The organism is Rouxiella chamberiensis, assembly GCF_026967475.1.
Classification (GTDB): Bacteria; Pseudomonadota; Gammaproteobacteria; order Enterobacterales; family Enterobacteriaceae; genus Rouxiella; species Rouxiella chamberiensis.
Window position 1 is genome coordinate 1,845,693 of record NZ_CP114058.1, and the last position, 26,944, is coordinate 1,872,636.

At 54.2% G+C, this 26,944-nt stretch carries 20 protein-coding genes and 5 pseudogenes; 8 read left to right on the forward strand and 17 right to left on the reverse strand.

The features are described 5' to 3' along the window. Nucleotides 1-82: 82 nt before the first annotated feature. Nucleotides 83-985: pseudogene (locus tag O1V66_RS08490) on the forward strand (LysR family transcriptional regulator). Here O1V66_RS08490 and O1V66_RS08495 read toward each other — a convergent pair. Then, entirely contained in the window at nt 954-2,111 is a 1,158-nt protein-coding gene (locus O1V66_RS08495) for an MFS transporter (RefSeq protein WP_045046820.1), read from the reverse strand. The pseudogene O1V66_RS08490 and the gene O1V66_RS08495 overlap by 32 nt on opposite strands. Before the next feature lie 124 nt (nt 2,112-2,235). Between O1V66_RS08495 and O1V66_RS08500 the strand changes: the two genes are divergently transcribed. Continuing rightward, nucleotides 2,236-2,979: an IclR family transcriptional regulator gene (locus tag O1V66_RS08500; RefSeq protein ID WP_045046819.1), complete on the forward strand. Its 744-nt coding sequence runs from the start codon at nt 2,236-2,238 to the stop codon at nt 2,977-2,979. Between the two features lie 52 nt (nt 2,980-3,031). Here the strand turns inward: O1V66_RS08500 and O1V66_RS08505 are convergent, their stop codons facing one another. Beyond that, nucleotides 3,032-4,465 carry an amino acid permease gene (locus tag O1V66_RS08505; protein ID WP_045046818.1) on the reverse strand — a complete coding sequence of 478 codons (1,434 nt, stop codon included), beginning with the start codon at nt 4,463-4,465 and terminating at the stop codon, nt 3,032-3,034. A 381-nt stretch (nt 4,466-4,846) separates the two neighbouring features. Here O1V66_RS08505 and O1V66_RS08510 point away from each other — a divergent pair, with 381 nt between their 5' ends. Both O1V66_RS08510 and O1V66_RS08515 read left to right on the forward strand, forming a co-directional pair. Then, on the forward strand, nt 4,847-6,121 hold the full coding sequence (locus O1V66_RS08510; protein WP_045046817.1) for a Glu/Leu/Phe/Val family dehydrogenase: 1,275 nt from the start codon (nt 4,847-4,849) through the stop codon (nt 6,119-6,121). 234 nt (nt 6,122-6,355) lie between these two features. Further along, nucleotides 6,356-6,727, forward strand: coding sequence for a cupin domain-containing protein (locus tag O1V66_RS08515; RefSeq protein ID WP_269128263.1), 372 nt, complete (start codon nt 6,356-6,358; stop codon nt 6,725-6,727). Between the two features lie 84 nt (nt 6,728-6,811). Here O1V66_RS08515 and O1V66_RS08520 read toward each other — a convergent pair. The 4 genes and pseudogenes from O1V66_RS08520 to O1V66_RS08535 all read right to left on the reverse strand — a co-directional run bounded on the left by O1V66_RS08520 (nt 6,812) and on the right by O1V66_RS08535 (nt 9,538). Beyond that, a pseudogene (locus O1V66_RS08520) lies at nt 6,812-7,316 on the reverse strand (DUF1543 domain-containing protein). Between the two features lie 118 nt (nt 7,317-7,434). Beyond that, nucleotides 7,435-8,076 (reverse strand): glutathione S-transferase family protein, encoded by a 642-nt coding sequence (locus tag O1V66_RS08525; RefSeq protein WP_045046814.1) that lies wholly within the window; start codon nt 8,074-8,076, stop codon nt 7,435-7,437. A 155-nt stretch (nt 8,077-8,231) separates the two neighbouring features. Continuing rightward, the gene (locus O1V66_RS08530) at nt 8,232-8,423 is read right to left on the reverse strand and encodes a hypothetical protein (RefSeq protein WP_152623570.1); all 192 of its coding nucleotides are present in this window, start codon (nt 8,421-8,423) and stop codon (nt 8,232-8,234) included. Nucleotides 8,424-8,707: 284 nt separating this feature from the next. Further along, nucleotides 8,708-9,538, reverse strand: a complete 831-nt coding sequence (locus O1V66_RS08535) for an MBL fold metallo-hydrolase (protein WP_045046812.1) — start codon at nt 9,536-9,538, stop codon at nt 8,708-8,710. Nucleotides 9,539-9,734: 196 nt separating this feature from the next. Between O1V66_RS08535 and O1V66_RS08540 the strand changes: the two genes are divergently transcribed. Then, complete coding sequence (locus O1V66_RS08540; protein ID WP_045046811.1) at nt 9,735-12,119, forward strand: phosphoketolase family protein; 2,385 nt, start codon at nt 9,735-9,737, stop codon at nt 12,117-12,119. Nucleotides 12,120-12,164: 45 nt separating this feature from the next. On the opposite strand, the gene O1V66_RS08545 is transcribed toward O1V66_RS08540, so the two are convergent. The 4 genes from O1V66_RS08545 to O1V66_RS08560 form a co-directional block, all read right to left on the reverse strand. Continuing rightward, complete coding sequence (locus O1V66_RS08545; protein WP_045046810.1) at nt 12,165-12,944, reverse strand: hypothetical protein; 780 nt, start codon at nt 12,942-12,944, stop codon at nt 12,165-12,167. A gap of 1 nt (nt 12,945) precedes the next feature. Further along, nucleotides 12,946-13,143 carry a hypothetical protein gene (locus tag O1V66_RS08550; protein WP_045046809.1) on the reverse strand — a complete coding sequence of 66 codons (198 nt, stop codon included), beginning with the start codon at nt 13,141-13,143 and terminating at the stop codon, nt 12,946-12,948. 153 nt (nt 13,144-13,296) lie between these two features. Beyond that, nucleotides 13,297-14,454 (reverse strand): FAD-dependent urate hydroxylase HpxO, encoded by a 1,158-nt coding sequence (gene hpxO, locus O1V66_RS08555; RefSeq protein WP_045046808.1) that lies wholly within the window; start codon nt 14,452-14,454, stop codon nt 13,297-13,299. Between the two features lie 302 nt (nt 14,455-14,756). Next, a complete protein-coding gene (locus tag O1V66_RS08560) occupies nt 14,757-14,927 on the reverse strand; it encodes a hypothetical protein (RefSeq protein ID WP_045046807.1) in 171 nt (56 codons plus the stop codon). A 393-nt stretch (nt 14,928-15,320) separates the two neighbouring features. Between O1V66_RS08560 and O1V66_RS08565 the strand changes: the two genes are divergently transcribed. Beyond that, complete coding sequence (locus O1V66_RS08565; protein WP_045046893.1) at nt 15,321-16,091, forward strand: HPP family protein; 771 nt, start codon at nt 15,321-15,323, stop codon at nt 16,089-16,091. Between the two features lie 388 nt (nt 16,092-16,479). Here O1V66_RS08565 and O1V66_RS08570 read toward each other — a convergent pair. After that, nucleotides 16,480-17,391 (reverse strand): annotated as a pseudogene (locus O1V66_RS08570) (CobW family GTP-binding protein); the annotation flags it as partial. Beyond that, nucleotides 17,376-18,607 (reverse strand): annotated as a pseudogene (zigA, locus tag O1V66_RS08575) (zinc metallochaperone GTPase ZigA). The pseudogenes zigA and O1V66_RS08570, both read right to left, overlap by 16 nt. Before the next feature lie 298 nt (nt 18,608-18,905). On the opposite strand from zigA, the gene O1V66_RS08580 reads away from it, so the two are divergent. After that, nucleotides 18,906-19,385 carry a heme-degrading domain-containing protein gene (locus O1V66_RS08580; protein ID WP_045046804.1) on the forward strand — a complete coding sequence of 160 codons (480 nt, stop codon included), beginning with the start codon at nt 18,906-18,908 and terminating at the stop codon, nt 19,383-19,385. Nucleotides 19,386-19,405: 20 nt separating this feature from the next. Further along, nucleotides 19,406-20,302: a myo-inosose-2 dehydratase gene (gene iolE, locus O1V66_RS08585; protein WP_045046803.1), complete on the forward strand. Its 897-nt coding sequence runs from the start codon at nt 19,406-19,408 to the stop codon at nt 20,300-20,302. A 131-nt stretch (nt 20,303-20,433) separates the two neighbouring features. On the opposite strand, the pseudogene O1V66_RS08590 reads toward iolE, so the two are convergent. From O1V66_RS08590 to O1V66_RS08610, 5 genes and pseudogenes are all read right to left on the reverse strand, one after another. Continuing rightward, nucleotides 20,434-21,785: pseudogene (locus tag O1V66_RS08590) on the reverse strand (LLM class flavin-dependent oxidoreductase). After that, nucleotides 21,782-22,987, reverse strand: a complete 1,206-nt coding sequence (locus O1V66_RS08595) for an SfnB family sulfur acquisition oxidoreductase (protein ID WP_045046801.1) — start codon at nt 22,985-22,987, stop codon at nt 21,782-21,784. The pseudogene O1V66_RS08590 and the gene O1V66_RS08595 overlap by 4 nt, the downstream one beginning before the upstream one ends. A gap of 10 nt (nt 22,988-22,997) precedes the next feature. Continuing rightward, nucleotides 22,998-24,215 (reverse strand): SfnB family sulfur acquisition oxidoreductase, encoded by a 1,218-nt coding sequence (locus O1V66_RS08600; RefSeq protein WP_045046800.1) that lies wholly within the window; start codon nt 24,213-24,215, stop codon nt 22,998-23,000. Between the two features lie 9 nt (nt 24,216-24,224). Next, nucleotides 24,225-25,436 carry an acyl-CoA dehydrogenase family protein gene (locus O1V66_RS08605; RefSeq protein WP_045046799.1) on the reverse strand — a complete coding sequence of 404 codons (1,212 nt, stop codon included), beginning with the start codon at nt 25,434-25,436 and terminating at the stop codon, nt 24,225-24,227. Beyond that, nucleotides 25,429-26,889 (reverse strand): MFS transporter, encoded by a 1,461-nt coding sequence (locus O1V66_RS08610; protein WP_045046798.1) that lies wholly within the window; start codon nt 26,887-26,889, stop codon nt 25,429-25,431. The genes O1V66_RS08605 and O1V66_RS08610 overlap by 8 nt, the downstream gene beginning before the upstream one ends. Nucleotides 26,890-26,944 lie beyond the last annotated feature (55 nt).

The window sequence follows — 26,944 nt, forward strand, 5'->3', positions numbered from 1 at the left end:
TGAATGTGAGTGTGATTGTATCCCCAGACCGAGTGTGCAACTATCGGGCAAAATGACGACAAACTGTACGAGGTGACGGACAATGACAATGGATATCGCCCTGCTTCATGCGGTGGTTGCCGTGGCGCAGGCAGGCGGTTTTCGCGAGGCGGCGCGCATTACCGGCAGTAACCCGTCAAGAATGAGTGATGCCGTGCGCCGCGCCGAAACAGCAACTTGGCGTGCGGCTGTTTCATCGCACCACGCGCACCGTGGTACTGACGGAGGTTGGGCGCGCGCTGATGGAGCGATTGCTGCCGGCCATGACGGAAGTCGATGCGGCGCTGGATGTCGTCAATCGTTTTCGCGATACGCCCTCCGGCACGCTGCGACTCAATGTCCCGGTCAGCGCGGCGCGACTGGTCTTGCCCGCTCTTGTTCCCGCGTTTCTAAAACGTTATCCCGATATTCAGATAGAAGTGGTCGCCGAAAGTAATGTGCAGGACGTCTTTCGCGAAGGCTGTGACGCGGGCATCCGTTACGACGAATGTCTTGAACAGGACGTGATTGCCCTTCCCATCGGTGCACGCCGACAGCGCTTTGCCGTGGCGGCTTCACCCGGCTATCTGGACGAACACGGGCGTCCGCAGCATCCTCGCGAACTGCTCGCGCATCGCTGTATTCGCGGACGCTTCGCCAGCGGCGTTATCCCTGACTGGGAATTCGAGCGTGACGGCGAAGTAGTGCGGATTCAGCCAAACGGACCGCTGGTGGTCAGCATTGGCGCGGCGGTCGATTTAGCGGTGGCGACGGCGATCGCGGGCGGCGGGGTTATCCAGTTGTTCGAGGAGTGGCTGCGCCCGTCGATTGAAGACGGAGCGCTTGAGGCCGTGCTCAAGCCCTGGTGGCCGCACTTTCCCGGCCCGTATCTGTATTACCCCGACCGCCGTCTGATTCCGACCCCCTCCGGGCGTTTATTGATTTTGTGCGCGAGGCAAACGGGTAATTCGCCTCTGACTCAGGGCGACAATGGCAAAAACGACGGCGGAGAGCGCGGCGGCGGCGATAAAAATCGCCCTGCCGTTGCCGGGCAGATAACTCATGAAGGCCGAGAGAAATTGCCCGAGAAAAATGGCCATCGACAGCCGCGCCAGATTACGTCCGCGCTGCGCCGCAGAAGAAAGCTCGACCAGCAAATGGTTGACCAGCGGCACGGAAAAGCCGAATCCACAGCCGAGCGAAATAGCTCCCACCCAATACAGCGGCATGGACGGCGCAAAGGCAAAGAGCAAATGGGCCAGAAGATAGAACAGAAAGGCAACGCAAAGCGTGCCGAAAGCCGATAGTGTTTGAACCAGTTTCGGCATCAGTCCGGCGGCAAACACGGCAACCAGGGAGACAAAAGAGAGAAAATAGCCCGTCTGCGCTTCGGAAACGCCTTTCTGCTGAAAATGCAGCGGCAGCATGATAACGGCGGTAAAAAAGATAATCATGGAAAACAGCGCCGCAAAATAGGTGAGCCTGAGCGCCTGCAAAGGGCTCGATGCCTCGGCTTCCGCTTCCCCGGCGTACGCGGTTTCAGGCGCTGTTTTCGGAACAAATACCACGACCATTGCCCATAAAATCCAGGCAAACAGATAGAGGCTGAACGGCCATCGCCAGCCGACGGTCGCCAATAATCCGCCGATAAACAGAAACACCACGCCGCCCAGTTCGATTGACATGCCCTGTTTCGCAATCATCCGCATTCGCTGTTCACCGTTATAAAACGACGAGATAAGGCCGGTGCCGGTCGACATGACCAGCGCCGTTGCGCCGCCGAGCAGTATACGGTCGGCGAACACCAGCCAGAAGCCGTGCAGAAACGCCCCTGCCGCACCCAGCAGGCCATAGAGAAACAGGCCGCCGCACAGCGAACGATACAGCCCGGCTCGCTCGATAATCCGCCCGGCCAACGGGCCGAAAATGACCACGCCAAGAGACGGCAAGGTGACCAGCCAGCCTGCGGCATTGTCGACGCCCAGCTCGCGGGCAATGGACGGCAGTCCCGGCACGATAACGCAACCAACCATAATGGTCAGACAGGCAACAGTGAGTAGGGTCAAGGCCCCCATTCTGGACAACGTCTGCATAAATCCCCCAAAATAAATAACCGTTATACGGAAATACTATCCGATATACGGTCATATATTTACCGGCGAATTGTGCTAATGTTAGGATTGCGTTAAGACCAATGAACAATGAAGGGAAATCAGGGTGCAAAAAGAGTCTGAAAACAATGGAAAGCAGGTTATCGCACGCGCGGCGGAAGTGTTGAGAGCGCTGGAACAGGCCAGAGTCGGGATGACCCTGGCGCAACTGGCACGAGAGACGGCGCTGCCCCGTACCACCGTGCATCGGCTGGTCAGCGCGCTTGAGGCCCAGCAGCTGGTTCAAAACGGCCACGACGGCATTAAACTCGGCCCTGCGCTGGCCCGTATGGCGGCCGCAGCGCACACCGATTTTGTGACAGTCGCCCGCCCCGCCATCGAAGCATTGGGCAGACGAACCCGTGAAACGGTGGATGTCAGCGTATACCGCCCCCATCACGCGATTTCTGTTGATCAATACGCATCAGACAGGGAACTGCGCGTGGTCTCGGCCGTCGGCACGGCATTTCCGCTGCATTGCACCGCCCACGGAAAAGCCATGCTTGCTTCGCTTCCAGAAGAGGCGGTAATGAAAGCCATTTCCGGAAAACTGGAAGCGCGCACTCGGCAAAGTCTGGTTGATTCTGCTGCGCTGCTTGAAGACATCGCCCGTACACAGCGTCAAGGGTATGCGGTGGACAACGAAGAGCACGCGCGCGGCGTATGCGGTATAGGGGTGAGTTTTAGAAGTGGCGTCAACGAGGTGTACGCTATTTCACTGGCTGTTCCGGCGCTGCGTTTTGAGGAACAGGCGGAAGAGTTGATAGCCGCCCTGCGAAAGTGCAAGGCGGAAATCGACGCGCTGTTATAACACCCCGTTTCCGGCATAACGGAAACAGAAACGGGGTGAGAGTGCGGCCTGTCTAAACGTGCAGGTCGGCCGTTTTCAGCTGGGCTTTGCGTTGCTTAATTTTCCAGAAAATAAACAGCAGAATAAACCACAGTGGCGAAACGGCCAGCGCAGCCAGCGTATCTGGATCAAACAGCATGATAAACACGGTAAAGACGAAGAACGCCAACGTCAGCCATGACATCAGGATCCCGGCGGGCATCTTGAAGTTGGACTGCGCATGCAGGTCCGGCCGCTGTTTGCGGTAGATAAGATAGGCAACCAGAATCATCGCCCAGCTGTAAATGACCAGTATCGCGGCAAGCGTGGAGACGATGGTAAACAGCGTCATCACGTTCGGCACCAGGAACAGCAGCAGTGTGCCGCTCAGCATGCAGAAGCAGGAAAAATAGAGACTGCGTACCGGTATGGAAGACGTTTTCGAAAGAATACGGAACTGCCAATGGGCGTGTTTCTCGATAGACAAGCCGTAAAGCATGCGCGTACTGGAATAGACGCCGCTGTTGGCCGACGACATTGCGGAAGTTAACGCCACAAAATTGATTACGGCAGCGGCCGCCGGCAGGCCTGCTTTGGCAAACAGCAACACAAACGGGCTGACGTCGGGCGAGATAGCGGCCCAGGACGTCACGGCAATAATGACAATCATTGAGAGCATGTAGAAAATAATGATCCGCAGTGGAATGGCATTAATGGCTTTCGGCAGAATCCGCTGCGGATCTTTGGTTTCCGCCGTCATGGTGCCCAGCAGCTCGATCCCCGTGTAGGAGAAAATGGCAATCTGGAAACCGGCCAGAAAACCGGCGATGCCGTGCGGCATAAATACGCCCGGATCGGTCAGATTGTGCATTGAAGCACGTACGCCGTCCGGCGAGGTCCATCCCGTTGCCACCATCCAGCCGCCCGTCAGGATCAGGGCAATAATGGTCACCACCTTGATCAGGGCAAACCAGAATTCCGCCTCACCAAACATCTTCACCGACAGCAGGTTGAACAGGCAAAGCACCCCAAGCGTAACAAGCGCCGGAATCCACGCCGACATCTCCGGAAACCAGTACTGCATGTAGCCGCCGCAGACCACCACGTCGGCGATGCAGGTGACCACCCAGCTCAACCAGTAGGACCAGCCCAGGAAGAAGCTGGCGCGGGGTCCCATGTAATCGGCCACGAAATCCGCGAAGGATTTATAGTCGAGTTTCGACAGCAGCACTTCGCCCATTGCCCGCATCACCATGTACATGAAAAAGCCGACCAACATGTAGATGATTAGAATGGAGGTTCCGGAAATGGCGATATTTTTCCCTGCGCCCATAAACAGGCCAGTCCCGATTGCACCGCCCAGAGCTATCATCTGGATATGCCTTTCGCTCAAGCCTCGCTGGAGTTTTTCTGTATTTTCAGACGCTTTGGCAGGCGGTCGCTGCCGTTCCGTGGTTTTTAATGTCATTGCATTTCCTTTAGCCTTGCAGTGAAAGTCATGGAGCGGCGGGATGAGGGAGCATGCTGGCGTCGGCAATTAACAAAGTCAACACGAAAAAACAGCATTTCATTCACTTTATGACCTATTTCAAAGTTCTGAATATTAGAGGAAAAATTATTTTTATGCACTAAAATGAATACAATTTGAATATAAATTCACCTATATAGGGGTGTTTTTTGTGACTAATTATTCATTAAACCTTGCCGGGGTTGCCCCAAAACAGTGCGTGGCGATTTTTCACCCCCTCTCCCTTTTTCCAAAAGCTGATAAAATCATCTTCGATTAGTGAAAAGCACTTCTCTTCCTCTGCTTCACAAAATAAATGACTTTATTTAAATAAGGCTTTTTATGGAAAAGTTATCCTACGCTTCAGACAGCATTACCTCTCCGTGGACAACCTATCTTCGCCAGATTGACCGCGTCGCCCCCTACCTCGGCGACCTGTCGCGCTGGATTGATACCCTGCGCCATCCCAAAAGGGCATTGATCGTGGATATCCCGCTGCAAATGGACGACGGCACCATTCGCCATTTCGAAGGCTATCGCGTACAGCACAATCTTTCGCGCGGACCGGGCAAAGGCGGCATTCGTTACCATCCAGGCGTTGACCTTAATGAAGTGATGGCGTTGTCCGCCTGGATGACCATCAAGTGCGCCGCCGTGAATCTGCCTTATGGCGGCGCAAAAGGCGGCATTCGCGTCGATCCTTTTGCTCTTTCAGAAGGTGAACTGGAACGCCTGACTCGCCGTTACACCAGCGAAATCGGCGTGATTATCGGGCCGCAAAAAGACATTCCGGCCCCCGATGTCGGCACCAACAGTAAAGTCATGGCCTGGATGATGGACACCTACTCCATGAATCAGGGCACCACGATTACCGGCGTAGTAACGGGCAAACCGATTCATCTCGGCGGCTCGCTGGGTCGTGAAAAGGCAACGGGTCGTGGCGTGTTTGTTACGGGGCGTGAAGTGGCGCGTCGAGCCGGTATCGAAACCGAAGGCGCACGTGTAGCCGTGCAAGGTTTTGGTAACGTCGGCAGCGAAGCCGCCCGTCTGTTTGCCGAAATCGGCGCACGCATCGTGGCCATTCAGGACCACACGGCGACGCTGTTCAACGACAGCGGAATCGATATGGCGGCGTTATCCGCCTGGCAGATTGAACATAAACAGATTGCCGGTTTCCCGGGCGCAGAGGAAATAGAAAGCGAAGCGTTCTGGACCACGCCCATGGATATTCTTATTCCGGCGGCGCTTGAAGGCCAGATAACCAAAGAGCGGGCACAAAAGTTGTCGTGCAAACTGGTGCTCGAAGGGGCAAATGGTCCGACTTATCCCGAAGCCGACGACATTCTGACCGCGCGCGGCGTGATGATTGTGCCGGACGTAGTCTGTAACGCAGGCGGGGTCACGGTCAGTTATTTCGAATGGGTGCAGGATATGGCGAGCTTCTTCTGGAGCGAAGACGAAATCAACGCCCGCATGGACAAAATCATGACCGAAGCCATGGTGCATGTCTGGGACAAAGCCGCCGACAAACAATGCTCCCTGCGCACGGCGGCCTATATCGTCGCCTGCGAACGAATTCTGATGGCACGTAAAGATCGCGGTATCTATCCAGGCTAATCAATAAAGACAAAATTTAGCTTAAAACACCGCGCCTGAACTTTTCGCGCGGTGTTTTTATTTAATGTCACTTTTTAGCAATGAATTACTAACATTTTTATGGCATAAACATGCGCTGCTCATTGACATGCAAATGAGTTGTAACATCATGGATTAAAACTATAAATAGGTCATTTTGATTATGCGCAAACTAACAACAACATTACTGTGTGTCGGGGCTTTACTCCCTGCCTCATGGGCCAATGCACAGGTTATTACCAAAGAACAACAGCAACAGGTCGAGAAAAAGGCCTCGGCGGCGGCAAGGGAACCGTGGATGCGGCCTTCGCCTTTACACGTGACAAGGCAAAAGCCGATGAGGCGATTAAAGAGTTGAGCTGGCTGACCATCAAGCCGGGCGACTCCATCGGTTATCATCAGCACAAAGATAACGAAGATGCCTACATTATTGTTTCCGGCACCGGCACCTTTAAAGATGCCGACGGTAAAGATTATCCGGTAAAAGCGGGTGATATTACCATCGTGCGCAAAGGCCAATCTCACGGTCTGACCAACAGCGGCAAAGAGCCGCTGGTCGTGGTAGATGTGATCGCCGCACAGCAATAAATAGGTGAAGAGAGTCCTGAAGAATAATCTTTCCGGACTCTTTTCCCAGGCAGCGCAAGAAGGGTGGCTTTAAGATTTTATAATTCAAATACCAATAGGTTGATAACCCTGCCACTCCGGCGCAAAACGCTTACCACTACTGCTTGGGGTAAGATGAATATAAAGATCACCCACCTTATCAAGCAGAATACAGTCATCAACATCTTTAAGATTATCTTTATGCTGATGGAAAACGCCTTTTAACAAGGTTTCCATTGCGCGTTTTTTCGCCTCTTTGGCATCTTCAACGACAAACAAATCAAAGGCATGAAGTTCGGCAAGTGAGGAAGGATCATAAGCACCGGCATTAACGAAAAACAGCTTTTTATTATGTGCAGGTGGCGTGGAGGATAATGAAATGGCATAACCGTCGGCCCACATAATTCTTGCGTAGCCATCAACATGGATTTTGTCTGCATCACCAAACCAGGCTTCTCGTAAGGCTGGCCAAGCATGTTCAGGCTGGTTCGGCGGCGGCGAACTGAATATCATGAACCTCAATATTAGATTTTCCGGCATTTCCACCTACGTAAAACATATATAAATACACGCCCTTTCTCCTTTTGAAAACTTGGGTTACACATCACTCATCGTTATATATTAAATTATATAGCGAACTCAAGTTTATCCGAACTACAGCAAAAAATTCTACCGTTTTGTCCTGATGACTAAATCACCCGTAGCTCTTCATAAGAGACCATCACGTGTTCTACAAATGCCTCGCGCTGTTGAAGTCGCTGATAATAGCGTTCGAGGGCTGACAGATTTTCGCGTTCAATAGCGATATCAAAATAACGATACAACAGATGCCCAAACTGGATATCGGCCAGCGTAAATGCCTTGCCCGCAATATATGGGTGCTGTTCGAGCTGATTATTGGCTATCAACAAAAACTTGTGCAGCGTTTGAAGCGCCTGCGTAATAGCCTGCTCATCCCTCTCTTTCGCGGCTGTTCGTACTACACGCCAAAATATCGGCGCCGTAAAATTAGCGGCAATATTTAATTTGGACCATTCGGCCCATTGGTCAATCTTTATTCGCCGTCGAGCCTCTATCGGCCAGAAGTCTTCATTGCCATAGCTCGCCGCCAAATAGCGCAATATTGCCCCGGTTTCCCACATCGGTTCACACTTGTCGTCGCGAAGCACGGGAATTGTACCATTTGGATTCATGGCGAGAAATTCAGGGGTATCGTTGCCGCCAAACCGGTGACCGATATCATAACGCCGATACGCCAGACCCAATTCTCCGACGCACCACATTAACGCCTGCACGTTTGAAGATGTCTTCCTACCCCATATTTCCAACATGATTTCTTTCCTTTATCCCAACGAAGTGAATACCCTGGAAATATTTGAGCCTGGAATTTAAGTTGTCACTCACTCGGTAAAATAGCCCTTGAAATTCAAGAGCTATAATTTAGGGGTTACTTATAAATCAATGTAAAAAGAAAAATTGATCTCTATTAAGTACCCAGTGCTGTCCCAGCATCATAAAACACTTCTGCAATGACTTGTACAGCTTGAGTAAGTACAGGTGCCACAAGTTCTGCTGTATCTCCAACCCCATTAAAAAGGTTGATCGCTGGGTCAAACAACCCTCCCCCACTAACCTGTGCAATTTCATCAACATTGATTTCACGGATTGAACTGTTCATAAACTGTAATCCTCAGCTAATAGAATCGTTTATAAGAACATCTGCATAAGTAAGGAGAAGCGTCCCTCTCACATTACCTAAGCATAATCCTAGTTGATAATATCTCCCGGCTGACATTATTTATTATATCTGCTTTATTCAATTGGCTGATTGGGTGTTTATATATCTTGAAATGAATGGCATAGCGAGCTTCACCGTTTTTTGATTATTAAATAGATGCCAAGTTTGAAAGGCTGCCTGTAAAAGGCAGGGCCTCTCAAACTTATCTCACTGCATCAAGTTATTTAATCGATTACCGGATGCCAGACAAAACCTGCACTTTCTCTATTAATGCGCCCAACCGAGCTGCCGCCAAAATGCGAGCTAAAATAAAGCGCGTGGCTGTCAGCGACCTGATTCAGGATTTCTATGCGGGTCAGTTCGGCCTGCGGGTTATCTTCGCAGAACATTGAACCCATCTGTGGGTCGGTAATTTGTTCTAACGCGTGCATGACGTCGCCGGCAAAGAGCGCAGTCTGATGTTCTAAGGTTAAACGTATCGACATATGGCCCGTACAGTGACCCGGCGTCGGAAAGTATTCAAATTTCCCGTCGAAGAATCCCCCCGCAGCAGGAATAAAATCAACTAACCCAGCATCAACCAGAGGCAAAACGCTGTCTTTAAAACAGGGCTGCGCGGAGGTCGCCTTACCCTTTTCCGATAGCTGAAACTGATAGCTCCCTTCGGGAATGATATAGCGCGCATTCGGAAACGTCGCTTTCCATTCTCCCTCTTCAAGCACGGTATTCCAGCCTACATGGTCAGTATGAATGTGGGTGATTAATACATAATCCACCTGCTCTGGCTCCACACCGTGTTTGGCTAGTTCTTGTAGAAATGGATGATTTTGCTGGTTAAATAATGCCGAAGCGCGCGGCTTATCTTTACCGATGCCGGTATCGATGAGGTAAATTTTGCCTTCATCCCTGACTAACCAGCTATGAACGCTGAGGTAAACCTTTTGCGGCGCTTGCTGCCATTTCGGAAACAGCGTCGTTGCCTCGAACGCCAGCGAGGTTTCATAAACTTTGCTGATTACGGCGTTGCCAACTTTAAAACGATTGCCCTCGGACATGTTGATTTCCCTGCCATTGAAAGATTCTCTTACCAGTATATCAGCAGCTTAAGCCTTGCTGCCTGCGCAAAAAGTGTCAATGGCAACTAGGCTTAGTGAATAAATTTATGGCTGACTCGCTATCTTGACTCAGGCTGATGCTTTTTTAGAAACGAGACAGAGCATCCGCATCACGTTTAAAGGAAACTCTTTTCTTATGAACCAGACAACGCAGAAACCTCCTCTTGATGACCAGCAGCTAGCGCTAATGGACCGGTATTGGCGTGCGGCAAACTATCTCTCGGTCGGACAGGTGTATCTGATGGATAATCCGCTGCTGCGGGAGCCGCTTAAGCCCGAAGATATCAAGCCGCGCCTGCTCGGACATTGGGGCACCGTTCCGGGGTTAAACTTTATCTATGTTCACCTCAATCGTGTGATTAAAGCCCATGATCTCAACATGATTTATATCTGCGGGCCGGGACATGGCGGCCCCGGAATGGTCGCCAATACCTGGCTCGAAGGCACCTACAGCGAAATTTACCCGGATATCTCGCCAGATGCGGAAGGCATGAAAAAGCTGTTCCGCCAATTTTCCTTTCCGGGCGGGATCCCGAGCCATGCCGCCGCACAGACGCCGGGGTCGATTCACGAGGGTGGCGAGCTAGGCTATTCGCTGGTTCATGCCTACGGCGCGGTGTTCGATAATCCTGATTTAATTGCTGCCTGTGTGATTGGCGATGGCGAAGCCGAAACCGGCCCGCTGGCGGCGAGTTGGCATTCGAACAAGTTTATCAATCCGCAGCGCGATGGCGCAGTGCTGCCCATTTTGCATCTCAACGGCTACAAGATTGCCAATCCGACCTTGCTGGCGCGTAGCAGTGACGACGACCTCAAACAACTGTTCTGCGGCTATGGGTATCAACCGATTTTTGTCGAAGGTTCCGAGCCTGAAGCGATGCATCGTGATATGGCCGATGCCGTCGACAGGGCAATCGCCCTGATTAAAGATATTCAGCTGCGGGCGCGCTCTGGCGAATCGGCCGCGCATGAAGTGCCCCATTGGCCGCTGATTATCCTGCGCAGTCCAAAGGGCTGGACCGGTCCGAAAGAGGTCGACGGCAAGAAAACCGAAGGCTTTTGGCGCTCTCATCAGGTGCCGGTCGCCAATTGCCGCGAGGACGACGGGCATCGCGAAATCCTGCAAAACTGGCTGCAAAGTTATCGTCCTCATGAATTATTTGACCATAACGGCGCGCTTTTTCCCGAGCTACAAGCGTTGGCACCGCAAGGAGAATGCAGACTTGGGGCCAATCCGCATGTCAACGGCGGTAAACTGCGTAAAACGCTCAAGCTGCCGAATATTAATGACTATGCACTCAAGGTTGAAAAACCGGGCGGCGAGTCGGCGGGTTCCACCGCCGTGCTCGGCAAATATTTGCGCGACGTTTTCCGCCTCAACGATGACGAGAAAAACTTCCGGCTTTTCGGCCCTGACGAGACAGCCTCAAACCGCCTGAGCGACGTGTTCGATGCCACCCAACGCATGACCATGCAGGAGATCCGCAGCTACGATGAATCGCTGGCATCCGAGGGCCGCGTACTGGAGGTGTTAAGCGAACATCTTTGTCAGGGATGGCTCGAAGGATACCTGCTCACCGGCCGCCACGGGCTGTTTTCCTGCTATGAAGCCTTTATTCATATTATTACCTCGATGTTTAACCAGCATGCCAAGTGGCTGAAAGTCAGCCGTAAACTGGCGTGGCGCGAACCCGTTTCCTCCTTGAACTATCTGCTGTCCTCACACGTCTGGCGTCAGGATCACAATGGTTACAGCCATCAGGACCCCGGTTTCATGGACGTAGTCGCCAACAAGAAAGCCGATATCGTGCGCATTTATCTGCCGCCCGATGCCAACACCCTGTTGTGGGTCGGCGATCATTGCCTGAATACCTACGACCGCATCAACGTGATCATTGCCGGTAAACAGCCAGAACCCCAATGGCTATCGATGGAACAGGCAGTAAAACACTGCGAAGCCGGACTCGGGATCTGGGCGTGGGCCGGCACTGAAACGGAAGTTTCAGAACCCGACGTGGTGATGGCCTGTGCGGGCGATGTGCCGACTCTCGAAACGCTGGCAGCGGTCAGTCTGCTGCGTGAGCATGTCCCGGACCTCAAGATTCGCGTGATTAATGTTGTCGATTTGATGTCGCTGCAATCAGAGGATCAGCACCCGCACGGGCGCACCGATGCCTACTTCGATGATCTGTTCACCCGCGATAAACCGGTGATCTTTGCTTATCACGGGTATCCGGCATTGATCCACCGCCTGACCTACAAGCGGAATAATCATCAGCAAATTCATGTGCATGGGTTTAACGAGGAAGGGACCACCACCACGCCATTCGACATGACAGTGTTAAACGAACTGGACCGCTACCATCTGGCACTCTCTGCCATCGAGAAAGTGCCAGGGCTGGAAACATCGGCAGCCGAAGCGGTACAGTTGTTTAAAGACAAGCTGGAGGAGCATTACCACTATGTACGTCAATACGGTGATGATCTGCCGGAAGTGCAAACGTGGAAATGGCCTTACTAAATATTGTCCTAAACCGACATTGCCTATTTATGGGCAATGTCGGCATTAGAAATCTTCGGCTTCGATTTCGTCTTTGCTCAACGATAATGCCGTTGCGCTGGCGGCATCAAACAACGACAGACTCTCAATCTGATCGACCATAATCACTTTGCGAAAATCAAAGGCCGAGCGCGGCGTCGAATCCAGCGTAATATCGTGTTTGGCATACCAGGCGCTGTAATTATGCTCGATGCAAAGATTCATGGTTTTACCGTCGCGATAACCACTCAGCATCGGAATCAATACCACATTGGCCGTCGAGGTATTTTCGAATGCGGCAGTATGCACCATGCCGATATAAATGCGGCGAGATTTCAACGTAATCCACGCCAGATGCCCCTCTTCCATACACTGGAAAAGAATGCCCTCGACGCCGTTGGAATGGGTCAGACTTTTATAAAGTTCTTTCCTGCCTGCGCCGTTCAGCCGCGAACTTCCGGCCCAGTTCGAGCGATACAGGCAAAACAGCACCGCCAGAGACAGCATGATAACCACCGGAGCCTGAATACCCAGGAAACTCCAGTTGATAAAATCCATCTGTAAATGGTGATAATTGTTCGCCAGCGAGTAGGACGTCAGATTGGAGATCGTCGAAATAACAAGCAGCACGACCCAGATTAATGCGGTAGCCACCAGCCCCTGCAAAACGAAAATACAGCCATAGAGCGCGACCAGAAAATAGACGTCCCAGCCAAATGTCCGCTTGTATTTGAAACGGGTAGACAGGTCGCGACTGGTGTACCAGTAACCGCAGACCATAAGCACCATAAAGACCGCCGTTCCCATACTATGCTCTCCTCAGCGCTTGAACGTGGCGGGCAAAATCTTCTTTCACTTCTTTACTGTTGATGTTGACCGAAGTAATGCCGTCCTCATCGATAATAATACGTTCGCCATCCTGAATGGCCTCTTCGACGTCACGCTTGCTCATGACCTGCAATAAAGACTCAGGACTCGAAAAAATGGAAAATATAAACTTGCGCATCGCTTTCTCCCTTGAATAAGGCATAAGCATGGCAGGCGATACCCTTTCCTTCCATAGGATATTCGGCGGTTATTGCAAAGAAAGCGCTAAAAATGCAAAAGGGGAAATGCCGATGACATCTCCCCTTCGATTTACACGGCGGGTAGCTCGAGGTTATTCCAGCGGCCCGCCCAGAATGGTTTCGCACATGCCGCCGAGAATGCGTTCGCCGGTTTCCTGTCTGAGATCCTGATACCACTGTTCGGTGATCGCCATCTCCTTGCCATGCGTGACGTCACAGCGTTTGCGCGCCTTCAGTACCAGATCTTTTACCCGCGGCGCACGTCTTTCCTGATAGCGCAACAAGGCATCTTCTATGCCAAGTGAATGGGTCTGCAACATGGTCGCCAGCACGACCGCATCTTCCATCGCCGCACATCCGCCCTGACCAATGTCCGGCGTGGTGCTGTGCGCCGCGTCGCCAAGCAGCGCGATACGGCCTTTCACCAACTGCATAAAAGGCTCGATATCATGGATTTCCACGCGGTTGGTGGTTTCCGGATTGATCATCGAAATCAGCTTTTGTACCGGTGCGGCCCAGCCTGCGAAGTAACCTTGCAGGTCCTGCTGAACCGTGCTGCGGTCTTGCGCCAGACCTTTTGGCAAGGGCACATCAAAGAAGAAATAGAAACGATTGCCGCTGACGGGCATCAACGAAACACGTTTTCCTTCGCCAACAAAGGTGGTCCATTGATCGGCAGGCGCTATCGATTCGTCGATGTCCACCAGCCCGTTCCAGTTGACGTAACCCGCGTAACGGCGTTCGGGCGCATAGCCGAGCACCTGTTTGCGGACAACAGAATGCGTGCCGTCGGCGGCAATCAACAGGTCACCCGTCGCCGAAGTGCCGTCTTCAAACCACGCGGTCACGCTGTCGGCGGCCTCTTCGACATGGCTAAGGCGTTTGCCAAAATGCACCTCGCTGCGACCATAGGTGTCGAGCAAAAGCGCCTGAAGTTCGGCACGCGCGACCGGGTAAGGCTGCTCGCCCACGCTTTTCACCAGCGGTTCCATGCTAAAGCGCGTTAATGTGCTGCCCTCTGCGAAATCGTTGTAGGCCATGTAACGCATCTGGCCACCCAACTCGCGCAGCGCCTCTTTCATGCCCAGATAGTTCAGACATTTTACGCCGTTCGGCCAGATGGAAATCGCAGCGCCTACCGGTTTGATCTCTTTGACGGCTTCAAAAACCTCCGTTTCGATACCAAATCGCTTAAGCGCTATCGCCGCGCATGTGCCCCCAATTCCCCCACCAATCACGATAGCTTTCATTGTTCTCTCCTTAAAGTCATAAGGGAGAAAAGCAATTTCCATACCAGATTGGATAGTTATGTGCTGCTGCCCGAAAGCCCTTGTATACAATCGCTGTATACAATCCACATTGAAACTAATGTTGCAGATGCAAATTGTACGCACCATGATTGGGCAGTAAATGTCTACACTTGGTGCAACGCCTTGCGAAGGAAGGTGATCGAAAAGGAGTGTTCAAGGGGAAAATTGAGGAAGTTATGAGAAGAGTATCAAGTTAGCGGAGTAAAGAAACAACCCCGACACGGTGGTCGGGGCTTGACACATCAGGCCTGTGGCTGACCGACAGGACCTTTGCCCAGTGGTCCGCCCGGAGAGGACTGACCGCTTGGCGCATGAGGACGACCATCTGATTTAACGGCCGGGCTACGATGCTGACACCCTACCAGCGCGGTAAGTGTTGCGACCACCAGAAGTGCTGCTGAAATATTCTTCATAAGACCACCTTTTCATGAATTGAACAAAGTTAAAAAAGCCCTCAACGAAGGGGGCAAAATTAAAGAATAGACAATGATTGAGCATTCCGCCGCCCAAACGTCTGAAAGGTGGTGCCTTTTTAATGAAATCGCGATTATTAACGCAATATCGCCCTCATTTCCCTTTGCGCAAAATCTTCACCTTCATTTTTTCTTAGTTTTCAGCCCGATTTGAGTGTGATACGCGAGAAATAAACGGCGCAGAGAGCAGCACTCTGACCGCGCTTAAGATAGGGTCTTTTTCAGCGTTGCCCGCCGTCTCCCTTAAAGCTCCTCAAGGGAATAACATTGAAAGCAATTCAATTTATATCATATCATGACGCCAATATTTCAAACGGCCATGCCCATCTTTCAATGAATTCCTTGTTTAACAAATTCCTACGCAGCTGTAGACACTTTTGGCCTCACCCTCTTCTCGCAAGCCGCCGTGAACGTTTTGTGGGCTGCCTGGGCGCAGCCATCGGTATTTTTATCACTGAATGTCTGTGTCGGTACGGTTTTGGCGTGGAGATCCCGTGGCTGATAGCGCCAATGGGAGCCTCTGCGGTGCTGATGTTTGCGATTCCGGCAAGCCCGCTGGCGCAACCCTGGGCGATTGTCGGTGGAAATTTAGTGGCATCGCTGGTTGGCGTGACGTGCGCCCAGTGGATTCCCGATTCCGGCGTAGCGGCGGCGATGGCCGTGGCCCTGTCAATTGCGCTGATGTTTCCGCTCCGCTGCATTCACCCGCCAAGCGGTGCGGTGGCCGTAACCGCGGTATTGGGCGGCCCCGTGATCTCGGGTTTAGGCTATGGTTTCGTGCTGTATCCCGTGTTAATCAATTCGCTGCTGCTGACGGCCGTGGCGCTGGTTTTCAACAACGCCTTGAAGCGTCGCTATCCACACCCTTTAACCGCCTCGCAACCGGTTAAAAAAGCGGACAATGTCGCCACCCTCAACCCGCTTCAACCGGTGACGCTGACTGCGCAGGATATCCATCTGGCTCTGAGCGCACGGGGCGAGATGGTGGATATCGATGAAGGCGATTTGCTGGAAATTTTCTCTGTCGCAGAGCAACACGCCAGACGCCGTGAAAACCTTGCCCCGTCAGCGGGCCCGTCGCCGCGTCAAAAATTGGCCTCCTAAGGATTATTTTGCGGCCAGAGAAGCAAAAGGAGATACCCTCTCTGCCCTTAGCCGCACGAGAGGGTTGTGTCAGTCGCCTGACTTGAGTCGTGCCACCCGCGTTGGCCAAGGGTCGAGGAAGGTGCCGCCCTGTTTCCAGTACGCGATTTCTTCTTCGGAGCAAAAACAGCGCTGCAACGCGGCGGTAAAGTCGTCCACCTCCATCTCTTCTCCGATGACGGTAATACGACAGCGGCGATCGCCGAATTCTGCGCATTGACTGGCTAGCTGTTGCTCCAGCCTTTGCCGGTTCTTCCGGCCTCAGCCCGCTATCTTCATGCGCCAGCACTCCCGCTTTCCAGTAACTGACAAATTCCAGATTGATGCTTCCCGCCGCCTGATTCCAGAGCAAAGCCAAATCATCGCGGCTCGCCAGCCAGAAAAAGCCTTTACTGCGATGCACACCCTTGCCCAGATACCGTTGGCATGCATCCCAGAGACGTTGCGGATGAAACGGTCGCCTGTCGTCCAATACGCGTGTTTGCAATTGAAACGCCGCCTGCGGATTTTCCGAAAGTCTGTTGTCGCGCTGCGCCATCTCCTGCAGCAGCGTGTCGACCAACTGAAAATTATAGTCGGGCATCGATGTCAGCATCGACAACTCCACCTCGCCCCATTGGGTAGCCAAAATATCGATGTAAGGATTCAGCGGGTGCACATGACGGGCGATTTGCTGTATCGATGGGTGGGTCAGCCTATCGCTTTTGGTCAGCAAGACTTTGCTCGAAAGCATGAGCTGTTCGACCAACAGCGTTTCAACACTCTGCGTGCCCTCGGCCAGATGCGCCTTGAAGGTGTCGATGAGTGTTTCGCCACACAGATAATCCTCTTTCAGCATCACGGCATCGGCCAGCGTCAGAAATCCTTTGAGTGCCACTTTCGGATGGTGCTGGAAATAGCGTAAAAGCGGGGCTGGATGACTGCTGCCGGAGGTTTCCAGCAACAGTATATCCGGCTGAAAATTCTCTAATAATTGGTGCAGCGCGGCATCGAGTTTTGCCAGCCCTTCCTCGCTGCTGATAGAGGTGGCCGAAATCGACACAAAGTTAAGCTGCGCTTTACTGACCAGTTCTGTGTTGGCAATGATGACACCGTCAACGTCCAACTCACTCATATCATTGACAATTACCGCAAGCTTTACCGCGTTGTCCTGCAATTTATACAGCAGGCTTTTCAGCAGGGTGGTTTTTCCCGCGCCGAGAAATCCATTGAGAATAGTCAGTGGCGTTCTAGCCGATGAGGGAATCATTCTGCGTCCCATGCCTCCAGCGGGTCGTTAAATGTCGCCCATCCTTGCGGCCCCTGTGCCATTTCTTCATCGTCAAGCAGGCAGCTATCGAGTTGCGCACGAAGTTTTGCCTCATCCATCTTGATGCCGATAAACACCAGTTCCTGACGCGCATCGCCAATGCCGTCAATCCAGTAATCGAGGATAAATGTCAGGGTATCCGGATCTTCCGGCCACTGCGCCTTAGGCACGCTGGCCCACCACCTTCCGGCTTTTCCCTGTCGCGACACCCCACCGGCCTGCGACCACGAGCCGGCAAACGTGGGCCGCGTCGCGAGCCAGAAAAAGCCTTTCGAACGCACTACGCCCGAGAGTTCGCCATTGATGACCTCGGCAAACCGCTGTGGATGGAAGGGCCTGCGCGCACGATAAACAAAACTGCCGATACCATACTCTTCGGATTCGGGCAGGTGCTCGCCCCGCAACTCTTTCAGCCAGCCCGGCGCCTGCGCTGCCGCATCAAAATCGAACAGCCCCGTATTCAGCACTTTCTCGAGCGCCACCTGCCCAAAGGTCGACACCTCGATTTTTGCACGCGGATTCAGGCTGTGCAAAATGGCAAACAGGGTGTCCTGCTGTTCGGGGGTGATAAGGTCGGTCTTGTTGAGCACCAACACGTCACAGAATTCAATCTGTTCAATCAGCAGATCCACGACGGTGCGCTCGTCGTGTTCCCCAGCGATTCGCCGCGTTCATGAAGCTGGATATCCGATTGATAATCCTTTAGAAAGTTATAGGCATCGACCACGGTCACCATCGTATCGAGGCGGGCGATTTCAGACAGACTTTGCCCTTCATCGTCGGCAAAGGTAAAGGTTTCGGCGACCGGCAGCGGCTCGGAAATCCCCGTCGATTCAATCACCAGATGATCGAAACGCCCCGCCTTGGCAAGCCTGTCGACTTCAACCAGCAAGTCTTCGCGCAGCGTGCAGCAGATACAGCCGTTGCTCATTTCCACCAGCTTTTCGTCGGTTCGCGACAGTTCGGCACCGCCGTCACGCACCAGTGCCGCATCGATATTGACCTCGGACATATCATTGACGATGACGGCCACGCGCAGCCCCTGGCGGTTATTCAGAATATGGTTCAGCAGCGTGGTTTTTCCTGCGCCCAGAAAACCCGAAAGCACGGTAACCGGCAGACGTTTGTCGCGAGCACGAAAGAAAGAAGGAATAAAAGATGTCGACATTGGCCTGACCTCACAGTAAGTAATCACATAACCCTAATTTTGTTATGTTATAACATTTCAATTTAAGATCAACCCTTAGTGATAATTATCACAAAACGTGATTTCTCTTTGCGCTTACGTTTGAACAACCTACCGTCAAGATGCCGCTATTTTTCATTAAAAACAAAGGGATGAAACCAATAGCGACATTTTTATTTCAAAAATAAATGATATTGAAACTTTCATTCCTTTGGCATAGCCTCTGAAGACGTTTTGCATCCGCTTTTGGAAAGCCCATTTTCATTACAGGAGTTAACTCATGAGCACTATGCCTACCCTTGACGAACTGCTTCAGCAGGAACGCGACTATCGCTTTGCCCATATTGCCTTTGACTTCAATGCCGCATGGCAAATCGGCAGCGCCATTCATCAGAAAGCCGCAGAAGCCAACGCGCCCGTGGCGATTGAAGTCCATGCCTTCGGACAAACGCTGTTTCTTTCTGCCCTACCCGGTTCGAGCGCCGATAATCTGGAATGGATGAAGCGAAAAAGAAACACCGTCTTGCGTTTGGCGCATTCCTCCCTGTATGCCGGTTTGAACTATGAAAAAAATGGTCAGCGCATGGAACAACAACCCTTTATCAATCAGGCGGAGTTCTGTGACCACGGCGGCAGTTTCCCGCTATTGACCGAATCGGGCGCAGTCTTTGGGGCTGTAAGTGTAAGTGGACTGCCGTCTCAAGACGATCATGCCCTGGTCATTCACGGCATCACGCATTATCTCAACAGCAAAAAGTAATCTGCCTCAGGGACTGAACCATGAACAGTGATCATGTAAAACTGGCGATCGCGCCAATTGGCTGGACCAATGACGACATGCCGGAATTGGGAAGTGAAAACAGCTTCCAGCAATGTATCAGCGAGATGGCGCTGGCCGGTTTTACGGGCAGCGAGGTGGGCAGCAAATATCCACGGGATCCGGCACTGCTGAAACCGGCTCTGGCGCTGCGCGGCTTGCAGATTTGCAATGCCTGGTTCAGTACCTATTTCGCCGACGGTCGCAAGGAACAGACGGTGCGGGATTTCCGGGAAACGCTGACATTTCTGCACAGCATGGGAGCCAGGGTCATCGGGTGTTCTGAACAGAGCGGCAGTATTCAGGGATTACCGCAGCCCATTTATGGCAACAAGGTCATTTTTGACGACCTGCAATGGCAGCGGGTCGCGCAGGGCTATAACCTGCTTGCCGAATTGGCGGCCGAGAAGGACATGATAGTGTGTCTGCATCATCATATGGGCACCGGAATCCAGACCCCTGCCGAGATAGACCGCTTTATGGAACTGGTCGACCAAAATGTCTCGCTGCTGTTTGATACAGGTCATGTGTATGCTTCCGAGTTGAACCCGCAGTCAGTCATGGACGTGCTGGAAAAACATCTCGCCCGCATTCGCCACGTCCATCTGAAAGATTGCCGCAAAGAGGTGCTGCAACAGGTGAAGGCTCAGGGATTTTCCTTTATGGACGGCGTTCGCAAGGGAATGTTTACCATACCCGGCGATGGGGTGCTCGACTTTGCGCCGGTCTTCGCCTTGCTTGAGAAGAGTGATTATCGCGGCTGGATGGTCGTGGAAGCGGAACAGGATCCCGCCCTCGCCAATCCCTTTGAGTACGCGCTCAGGGCCAGACAGTTTATTCGCGAAAACACCGGTCTCTAACTTCCGTCATCGGGAAGACCAAATCATAAAAACCCGCGCCTGAAACCGCGGGTGATGGTTTTGCCCCCTGCCGAGTGACGCAGTACGCACAAATCACAGGATATCCGCGCGGATTAACCGGTCTGTCGGTATCAGGATCGTCGCCAGCGTGCTGCCGGATGTCTCGATGGCAGCCTGTCATCGTTGAACAGTTTTTTCTGAGTGAACCGGGTTGGTAGGCAGTTTTATACCGCCCACGGCTTTGCAACTCGGGGACAACCAGATCGATAAAGTCGATATAACTCTGCGGATTGAGGATGCGGGTAAGATTGAACCCGTCGATATCGCTCTCATCAACCCATTTAAGCAACGCGTCGGCGACCTGTTTGGGATCCCCGACGATAAGCGAATAGCGCCCGCCCATCGCGTGCTGTTCGAGCAGGCGTCGACGGGTCCAGCCACTGTAGGCTTGGCTGACCGATTCTATGGCTCGTGTCGGACCTGCCTGAATTGGCTGGTCCAGTTCAAACTGTGAGATATCGATGCCGGTCGAACTGGAAAAATGCGCGACGCCCGCCTCGGGGCTGGCATAGCGCAGATACTCCTGTTCTTTCTCGCGCGCCTCGCGTTCGGTGGGTGCAACGATGACTGAAACCCCCATAAACACCTTTAAGTCATCCGGATGACGGCCCGCCTCTTTTGCCGCCTGCCGCAGTCTGTCCACGTGGGCTCGGGTCGCCTGTGGCGTACTGCCGCTGACGAAGGTACATTCGGCGTGTCGCGCGGCAAACTGAATTCCGCGTGCCGAGCTTCCGGCCTGAAACAGCAGCGGCGTGCGCTGCGGCGACGGCGACGAAAGGTGGTAGCCTTGCACCTGATAAAATTCGCCCTGATGATCTATGGCGTGGATCTTGTGCGGATCAGCATAGCGTCGCCGCTCACGATCGGCGGTTACCGCGTCATCCTCCCAACTTCCCTCCCAAAGTTTATAGCTGACATCCAGAAATTCATCCGCCTGATCGTAGCGGCGATCGTGACTAAGCAGTTCGGTCTGACCCATTGCGCGCGCGGCGCTATCCAGATAACCGGTCACAATATTCCAGCCCACGCGCCCCTCCGTCAGGTGATCCAGCGTTGAAAATCGGCGGGCGAAAGGGTATGGCGCCTCATAGCTCAGATTGGCGGTCAGACCAAAGCCGAGGTGTTCGGTAACACTGGCCATTGCCGACACCAGCATCAGGGGGTCATTGACCGGTAACTGGATAGACTCCTTTGCCGTCAGGCCAATGCCCTGCTGATAAACATCGTAAACGCCGAGAATGTCGGCGATAAAAAGCCCGTCGAAGAGGCCCCGTTCCAGCGTTCGCGCGAGGTCCAGCCAATATTTCAGGGAGGTGAATTCGGTCGAGCGATCCTGTGGATGGGTCCACATGCCGTGATGAATATGCCCGACGCAGTTCATGTTGAAGGCGTTGAGCAGCACCTTTTTACCGGAATGGCTCATAATGTTCCTCTTCGCGGCGGCAAAACACCGTTCAAGATATAGTTGCCGATAATGGGAAATTTCCAGCGCACGGGGTCATGAAGGGTATGCGTGCGGGCGTTGCGCCAGTGGCGATCCAGATTGTGTTCACGCAGTGAGGCACGCGTGCCGGAGAGTTCGAACAGCAGATTTCCGGCCTCGAGCGCTGCTTCTGTGGTCCACGCGCGAGCCACGGCCACCTGAATGGAGGCGGCGGCCACCGTTTCGGCGGTGGAATGTTGCTGCGCGTCATCGACCGCCTGCCCCGCCTCCTGCAACAGCGCGTCGCCCGCCTGCAGTTTGGCGGCGAGTTGGCCGGTCCGGTCGAGAATAAGCGGGTCATCGCTGGCGCGTTCCAGTCCGGAGTCCGGCCACGGCCGCGCGCGCGTGGTGATAAAGTGCAGCATGTCATTAAAGGCGGCGCGGGCGATGCCCTGATCGATGGCCGCATGCATAATCTGCGCGAAAGGTCCGACCGTTGTGGGACGTTCGAAGGCGCGTTGAAACGGCACGATATCGTCTTCATCCACTGCGACCTCTTCAAATAGCACGCTGCCGCTGCCTGTCGTGCGCTGTCCGAAGCCCGACCAGTCGTCGATAACACTGACGCCATCGGTATCGCGCGGCACGAAAACCAGTTGCTCCACGCCCTTTTCATCGCGGGCCGCCGTCGGGATGCGATCGGCGAACAGTGCGCCGGTGGCATAGAATTTTCTGCCGTGCAGCAGATGATGCTCACCGTTGGGCAGCACGGCGGTGCTGCGTTGATGCGCTGCCGACGCGCTGAATTCCGCCAGCGCATTGCCCAGATGCACCCCGTCGAGCACTTCCTGATACAGCCGTCTTTTCTGCGCTTCGCTGCCGTTGATGCGCAGAACTTCAAGCGCATAAAAATGGTTTTGCGGCACCTGTCCGATGGCGGCATCCGCCTCGCTTAAAATTGCGATGATTTCCGCCAGAACCGCCGTTGATATTTCCGCGCCGCCAAAGGCTGCGGGCACGGTTATCGCGCCCAGCCCCGAAGCAAAAAGCGCCTCAAGCTGACTGTGTGGCAGTGTCCTGTCGCGGTCACGGTGCGAAGCTTCCAGCTTGAAAGCCTGCGCCAGCCGAATCGCCTCATCTCGCGCCTGCTGCTGCGAGGTGATGCGTGCCGCGGGATTTTTGGGCTTAACCTGTGTCGTCATGGCGATGTCCTTATATCCAGGCGTGGCGTAACGGATAAACGCCGTTCAGGTAATAGTGGCCGATAGCGTGATATTTCCAGCGCACGGGGTCATGCAACGTGTGGGTGCGGGCGTTGCGCCAGTGGCGATCCAGCCCGTGTTTGGCGAGCGTGGCCCGACTGCCGCCCCATTCCAGCAGTTTTTCACTGGCTTTGAGCGCAATGGTGGTGGTCAATACCTTGGCTTCGGCCACGGCAATAGAGGCACGCGCCGCCGTGGCGGCATCGAGTTGCGTGGCATCGATGCCATCAAGCAACGTAGCGGCACGACGGAGTAACGCCTCGGCCGCTTTCAACTCGACGTAAACCCGCCCGACATCGGCCTGGAGTTGCCCGTCGTCGGCATTGCGTTCGACACCGGCATCAATCCAGGGTCGCGACTGTTCGCGGATAAACCGGCAGCCTTCGTCAAAAGCGCCGCGCGCAATACCGGCGTCGATGGCAGCCTGAATCAGCTGCGAAACGGGGCCTCGCAGCGAAGGTTTGTCCGTCGGCGGCACGGCAATCAGCCAGCGTGGGTCCACTTCGACACCCTGTAAATGCACCGTCCCGCTTGCCGTGGTGCGCTGTCCCATTCCGGACCAGTCATCGACAATGTTCAGCCCTTCGGCGGGACGCGCAATAAACGCCATCTGCGCCTTGCCCTGCTCGTCGAGCGCCGTGGTTACCACGATGTGGGCAAACAGCGCGCCCGTGGAGTAGAACTTCTCGCCGGTGAGGCGCAGCGCGTCGCCGTGTCGATGCAGCCGCGCCGCTATCTCGCGGGTATGTCGGGTATTTTTCTCCGGCCCGCCGTTGCCAAATCGCTGACCGGCCACGACCTTGGCAAACAACGCCTTCTGCTGTTTGAGCGTGCCTTCATCGCGCAGGTATTGAATAATGCCGAAATGATTCTGCGGAATCTGGCCTAGTGAAGGATCCGCCGCAGAGATAATGCGAAACACGTCGGCGACGGTACGATATGACAACCCGCCCCCGCCAAACTCACGCGGTACGGAAATGCTGCCCAGACCCGAACGGCTAAAAAGGGCCAGCGCTTCAAGCGGATAAATGCGTTCGCGGTCGCGATGCGCCGCCTCGGTTATCGCCAGCGCCGCGACCGTATGGGCCGCCTCCAGCGCCTGCTGTTCAGTGGTCAGTACTTGCGCCGTGTCACAGGCCTGCCAGACACTCTCTTGCGTATAGCTCATGACTGCCCCCTACTCGCCGTTGCCAATTTGCCAGATAAAGGTCGGCTCGTTGCCGTTGACCTCCCAGTCACCAACGTTGCGTGCCTTGTAGATAACGGGATTATGCGACGCAACGGTACGCGCATTGCGCCAATGTCTGTCCAGCGCCTTGCTGGTACGCGTGTCGGAAGCGCCGAGCGCATTGAACAACTCCGTCGCCGCGCGGGTGATGGCCTCGCTCGCCACGACCTGCGCCTTGGCGGCATCGACTTCAGCCTGCACATTGGCCTTGGCAATCAGCGTTTCATTGCCGCTGTCGTGAAGGTCATACGCGGTTTGCAATGCATGGGTGGCTTGCTGCACCGTCGCCTCCACCGCGTAGGCCCAGCTCGAAATCTGGCCGACCACATGCAGTACCTGCACATCCTCCCTGACCCGTCTTGCATTGCTGTGGCTGTAAATCCGCTTGCGCGATGCTACGCCCTGCGCCGCATCGCGAGTTATGGCCCGGCCAATTCCGGCCAGCGTCGACAGCAGCACATGCTGGTAGAAAGCGGTCTGGTATCTGAAACGTTCACTGAAATCGTACACGTGGGCGGCCTCGACCCGGGCCTGCTCGAAACGGGTCGTGCCACTGCCTGTCAGCCGCTGGCCGAAACCATCCCAGTCGTCCTCGCGGATCACGCCGGGCTGATGCGTGCTCACCAGAGCAATCACGTCGCGTCCGTTGTCGTCACGCTGCGCGTAGACGTCAATCCAGTCGGCATACAGTGTGCCGGTGCTGTAAAACTTGTGACCGTTCAGGGTCCAGCCGTGTTCGGCGGGCGCGACGCGGGTGATGACGTCGCCGAGTTTGAGGTTACCAATTTCGGTCCAGCCGCTGCCGACCAGTTCGCCGTCGATAAACCGACGGAACCAGCGCTGTCTCTCATCGCTGTCAGGCTGATTCAGACGGTCTTCGACAAACGCGAAGTGCGCGCGCAAGGCCTGCGGCAGATTCGAATCCGCTTCGGCAAGCTCCGTCAACAACTGAAACAGCTGCGGCAGCGAAGCGCCCAATCCGCCCTGTGCAACGGGAATGCGCAGCGTGCCGAACCCCGCCTCTTTCAGCCAGCGAATGGGCTCGACGGGAAGTTGGCGTTCGCGCTCGCGTTCAACCGCGCCTTCGGCGATACGGGCAAACAACGGACGAAAACGGGCGGCCAAAGTCTCGTAATCAGGGGCTAAAGAGGCGTTAGACATGGTGTTCTCCAGAAGAAGGTTGGTCGTCGATATCCTGATGCGTGGGTTCAAAGCGCACAGCCAGCAGGAAAATAATGGGGATAATGGCGCTCAGCGAAACAATCCAGAACATGTTGGTGCCAAACGATGCCTGTAAAATTGGCAGGATAAACAGCGCCAGCGCACTGCCGATGCCGGAAAGCGAACGACTGAAGCCGACACCGGTGGCGCGGATATGCGTGGGGTACGAGAGCGCCGGATAGATCATCAACTGCGCGCCCGGCCCAAAACCTTCGGCAAACAGCCACAGACCCAACATCGCGATGGCAAACAGGATGCCGATGAGCGCGGTCGGATGCCCGATGAGCGCAAGCGAAACCAGAGCGATAAATTGCAGCGCAAAACCGGCGATGGCGACATGGCGCGACGGAAACTTCCATGCCAGCCGCATCCCCAGCAGGCCGCCGGTAAAGGCGAACAGCGCATTCAGGCCGAGTGAGGCCGAAATCGTTTCAAAGACGCCAGCGCCGAGAAACTGCGCCAGAATCGACGGCAGGAAGAAGGCAATCGCGGTGTATTCAAAGGAAATGCAGACATTCATTACGCCCGCCACCACTGTGCGCTCGCGGTAGGGTTTCTGAAACAGCACGCGAAAACTCACCTTGGGCAGGGCTTTTTTGGCTGTCTGCGCGGCGGACGGCGCTTCGTGGGCTTCAATGCCGTAGGCATTTCGCAAAATGCGTGCCGCGCCCTGTAAATCCCCCTGATTGGCGGCCCACAGCGGTGACTCGTTCATGAATTTGCTGCGCACGGCGATGATAAGCAGGGCCGGAAAGGCACCAAACAGCAGTGAGGCGCGCCATAGCCAGTCAAGATGCTCTTTTGGCAACAGGAAATAGAGCGCGAAGATGATGAAGAAACAGACCGATGACGCGGCGTACCACATCGGACACCAGGCGGCGAGGCGCGACGCTTTGTTGGCTTTGCCCGAAAACTTGGAAAATTCGGCCAGGTAAGCCATCGCTACGGGCAAATCGATGCCCACGCCGATGCCCATCATAAAGCGCGCGCCTATCAAGACCCAGACATTGGGCGCCAGACCGGCGGCAATCGCCGACACCACGAAGAACAGCATGTCGGCCATGAACACGGAATAACGGCCGTATTTATCGGTCAACCAACCGCCTATCAAGTTACCAATAATGGTGCCAATCATGATCGACGAGGTCACCAATCCGGTCAGCGTAGGCGTCAAGGCAAATTCCTTGACCACATCATCGATGCCGTAGGACAAGGTGGTCAGATCATAGGCGTCGAGGAACACGCCGCCCAGCGCCAGAAAGACAATCCATCGTGCATAGCTGTTCTTGCGGGTGCTGGTGTTGATAAGTTTGGCGACATCGCCGACCGATCCTATGGGTGCTGAATGAGACGGCGGCGCAACGATGCCGTCGTCGAGATTAAGTGTGCTCATAGTCCCCTCTGATGTTTCAAATATTTTATGGAAGCCCGTACAGGAATAGCCTCTG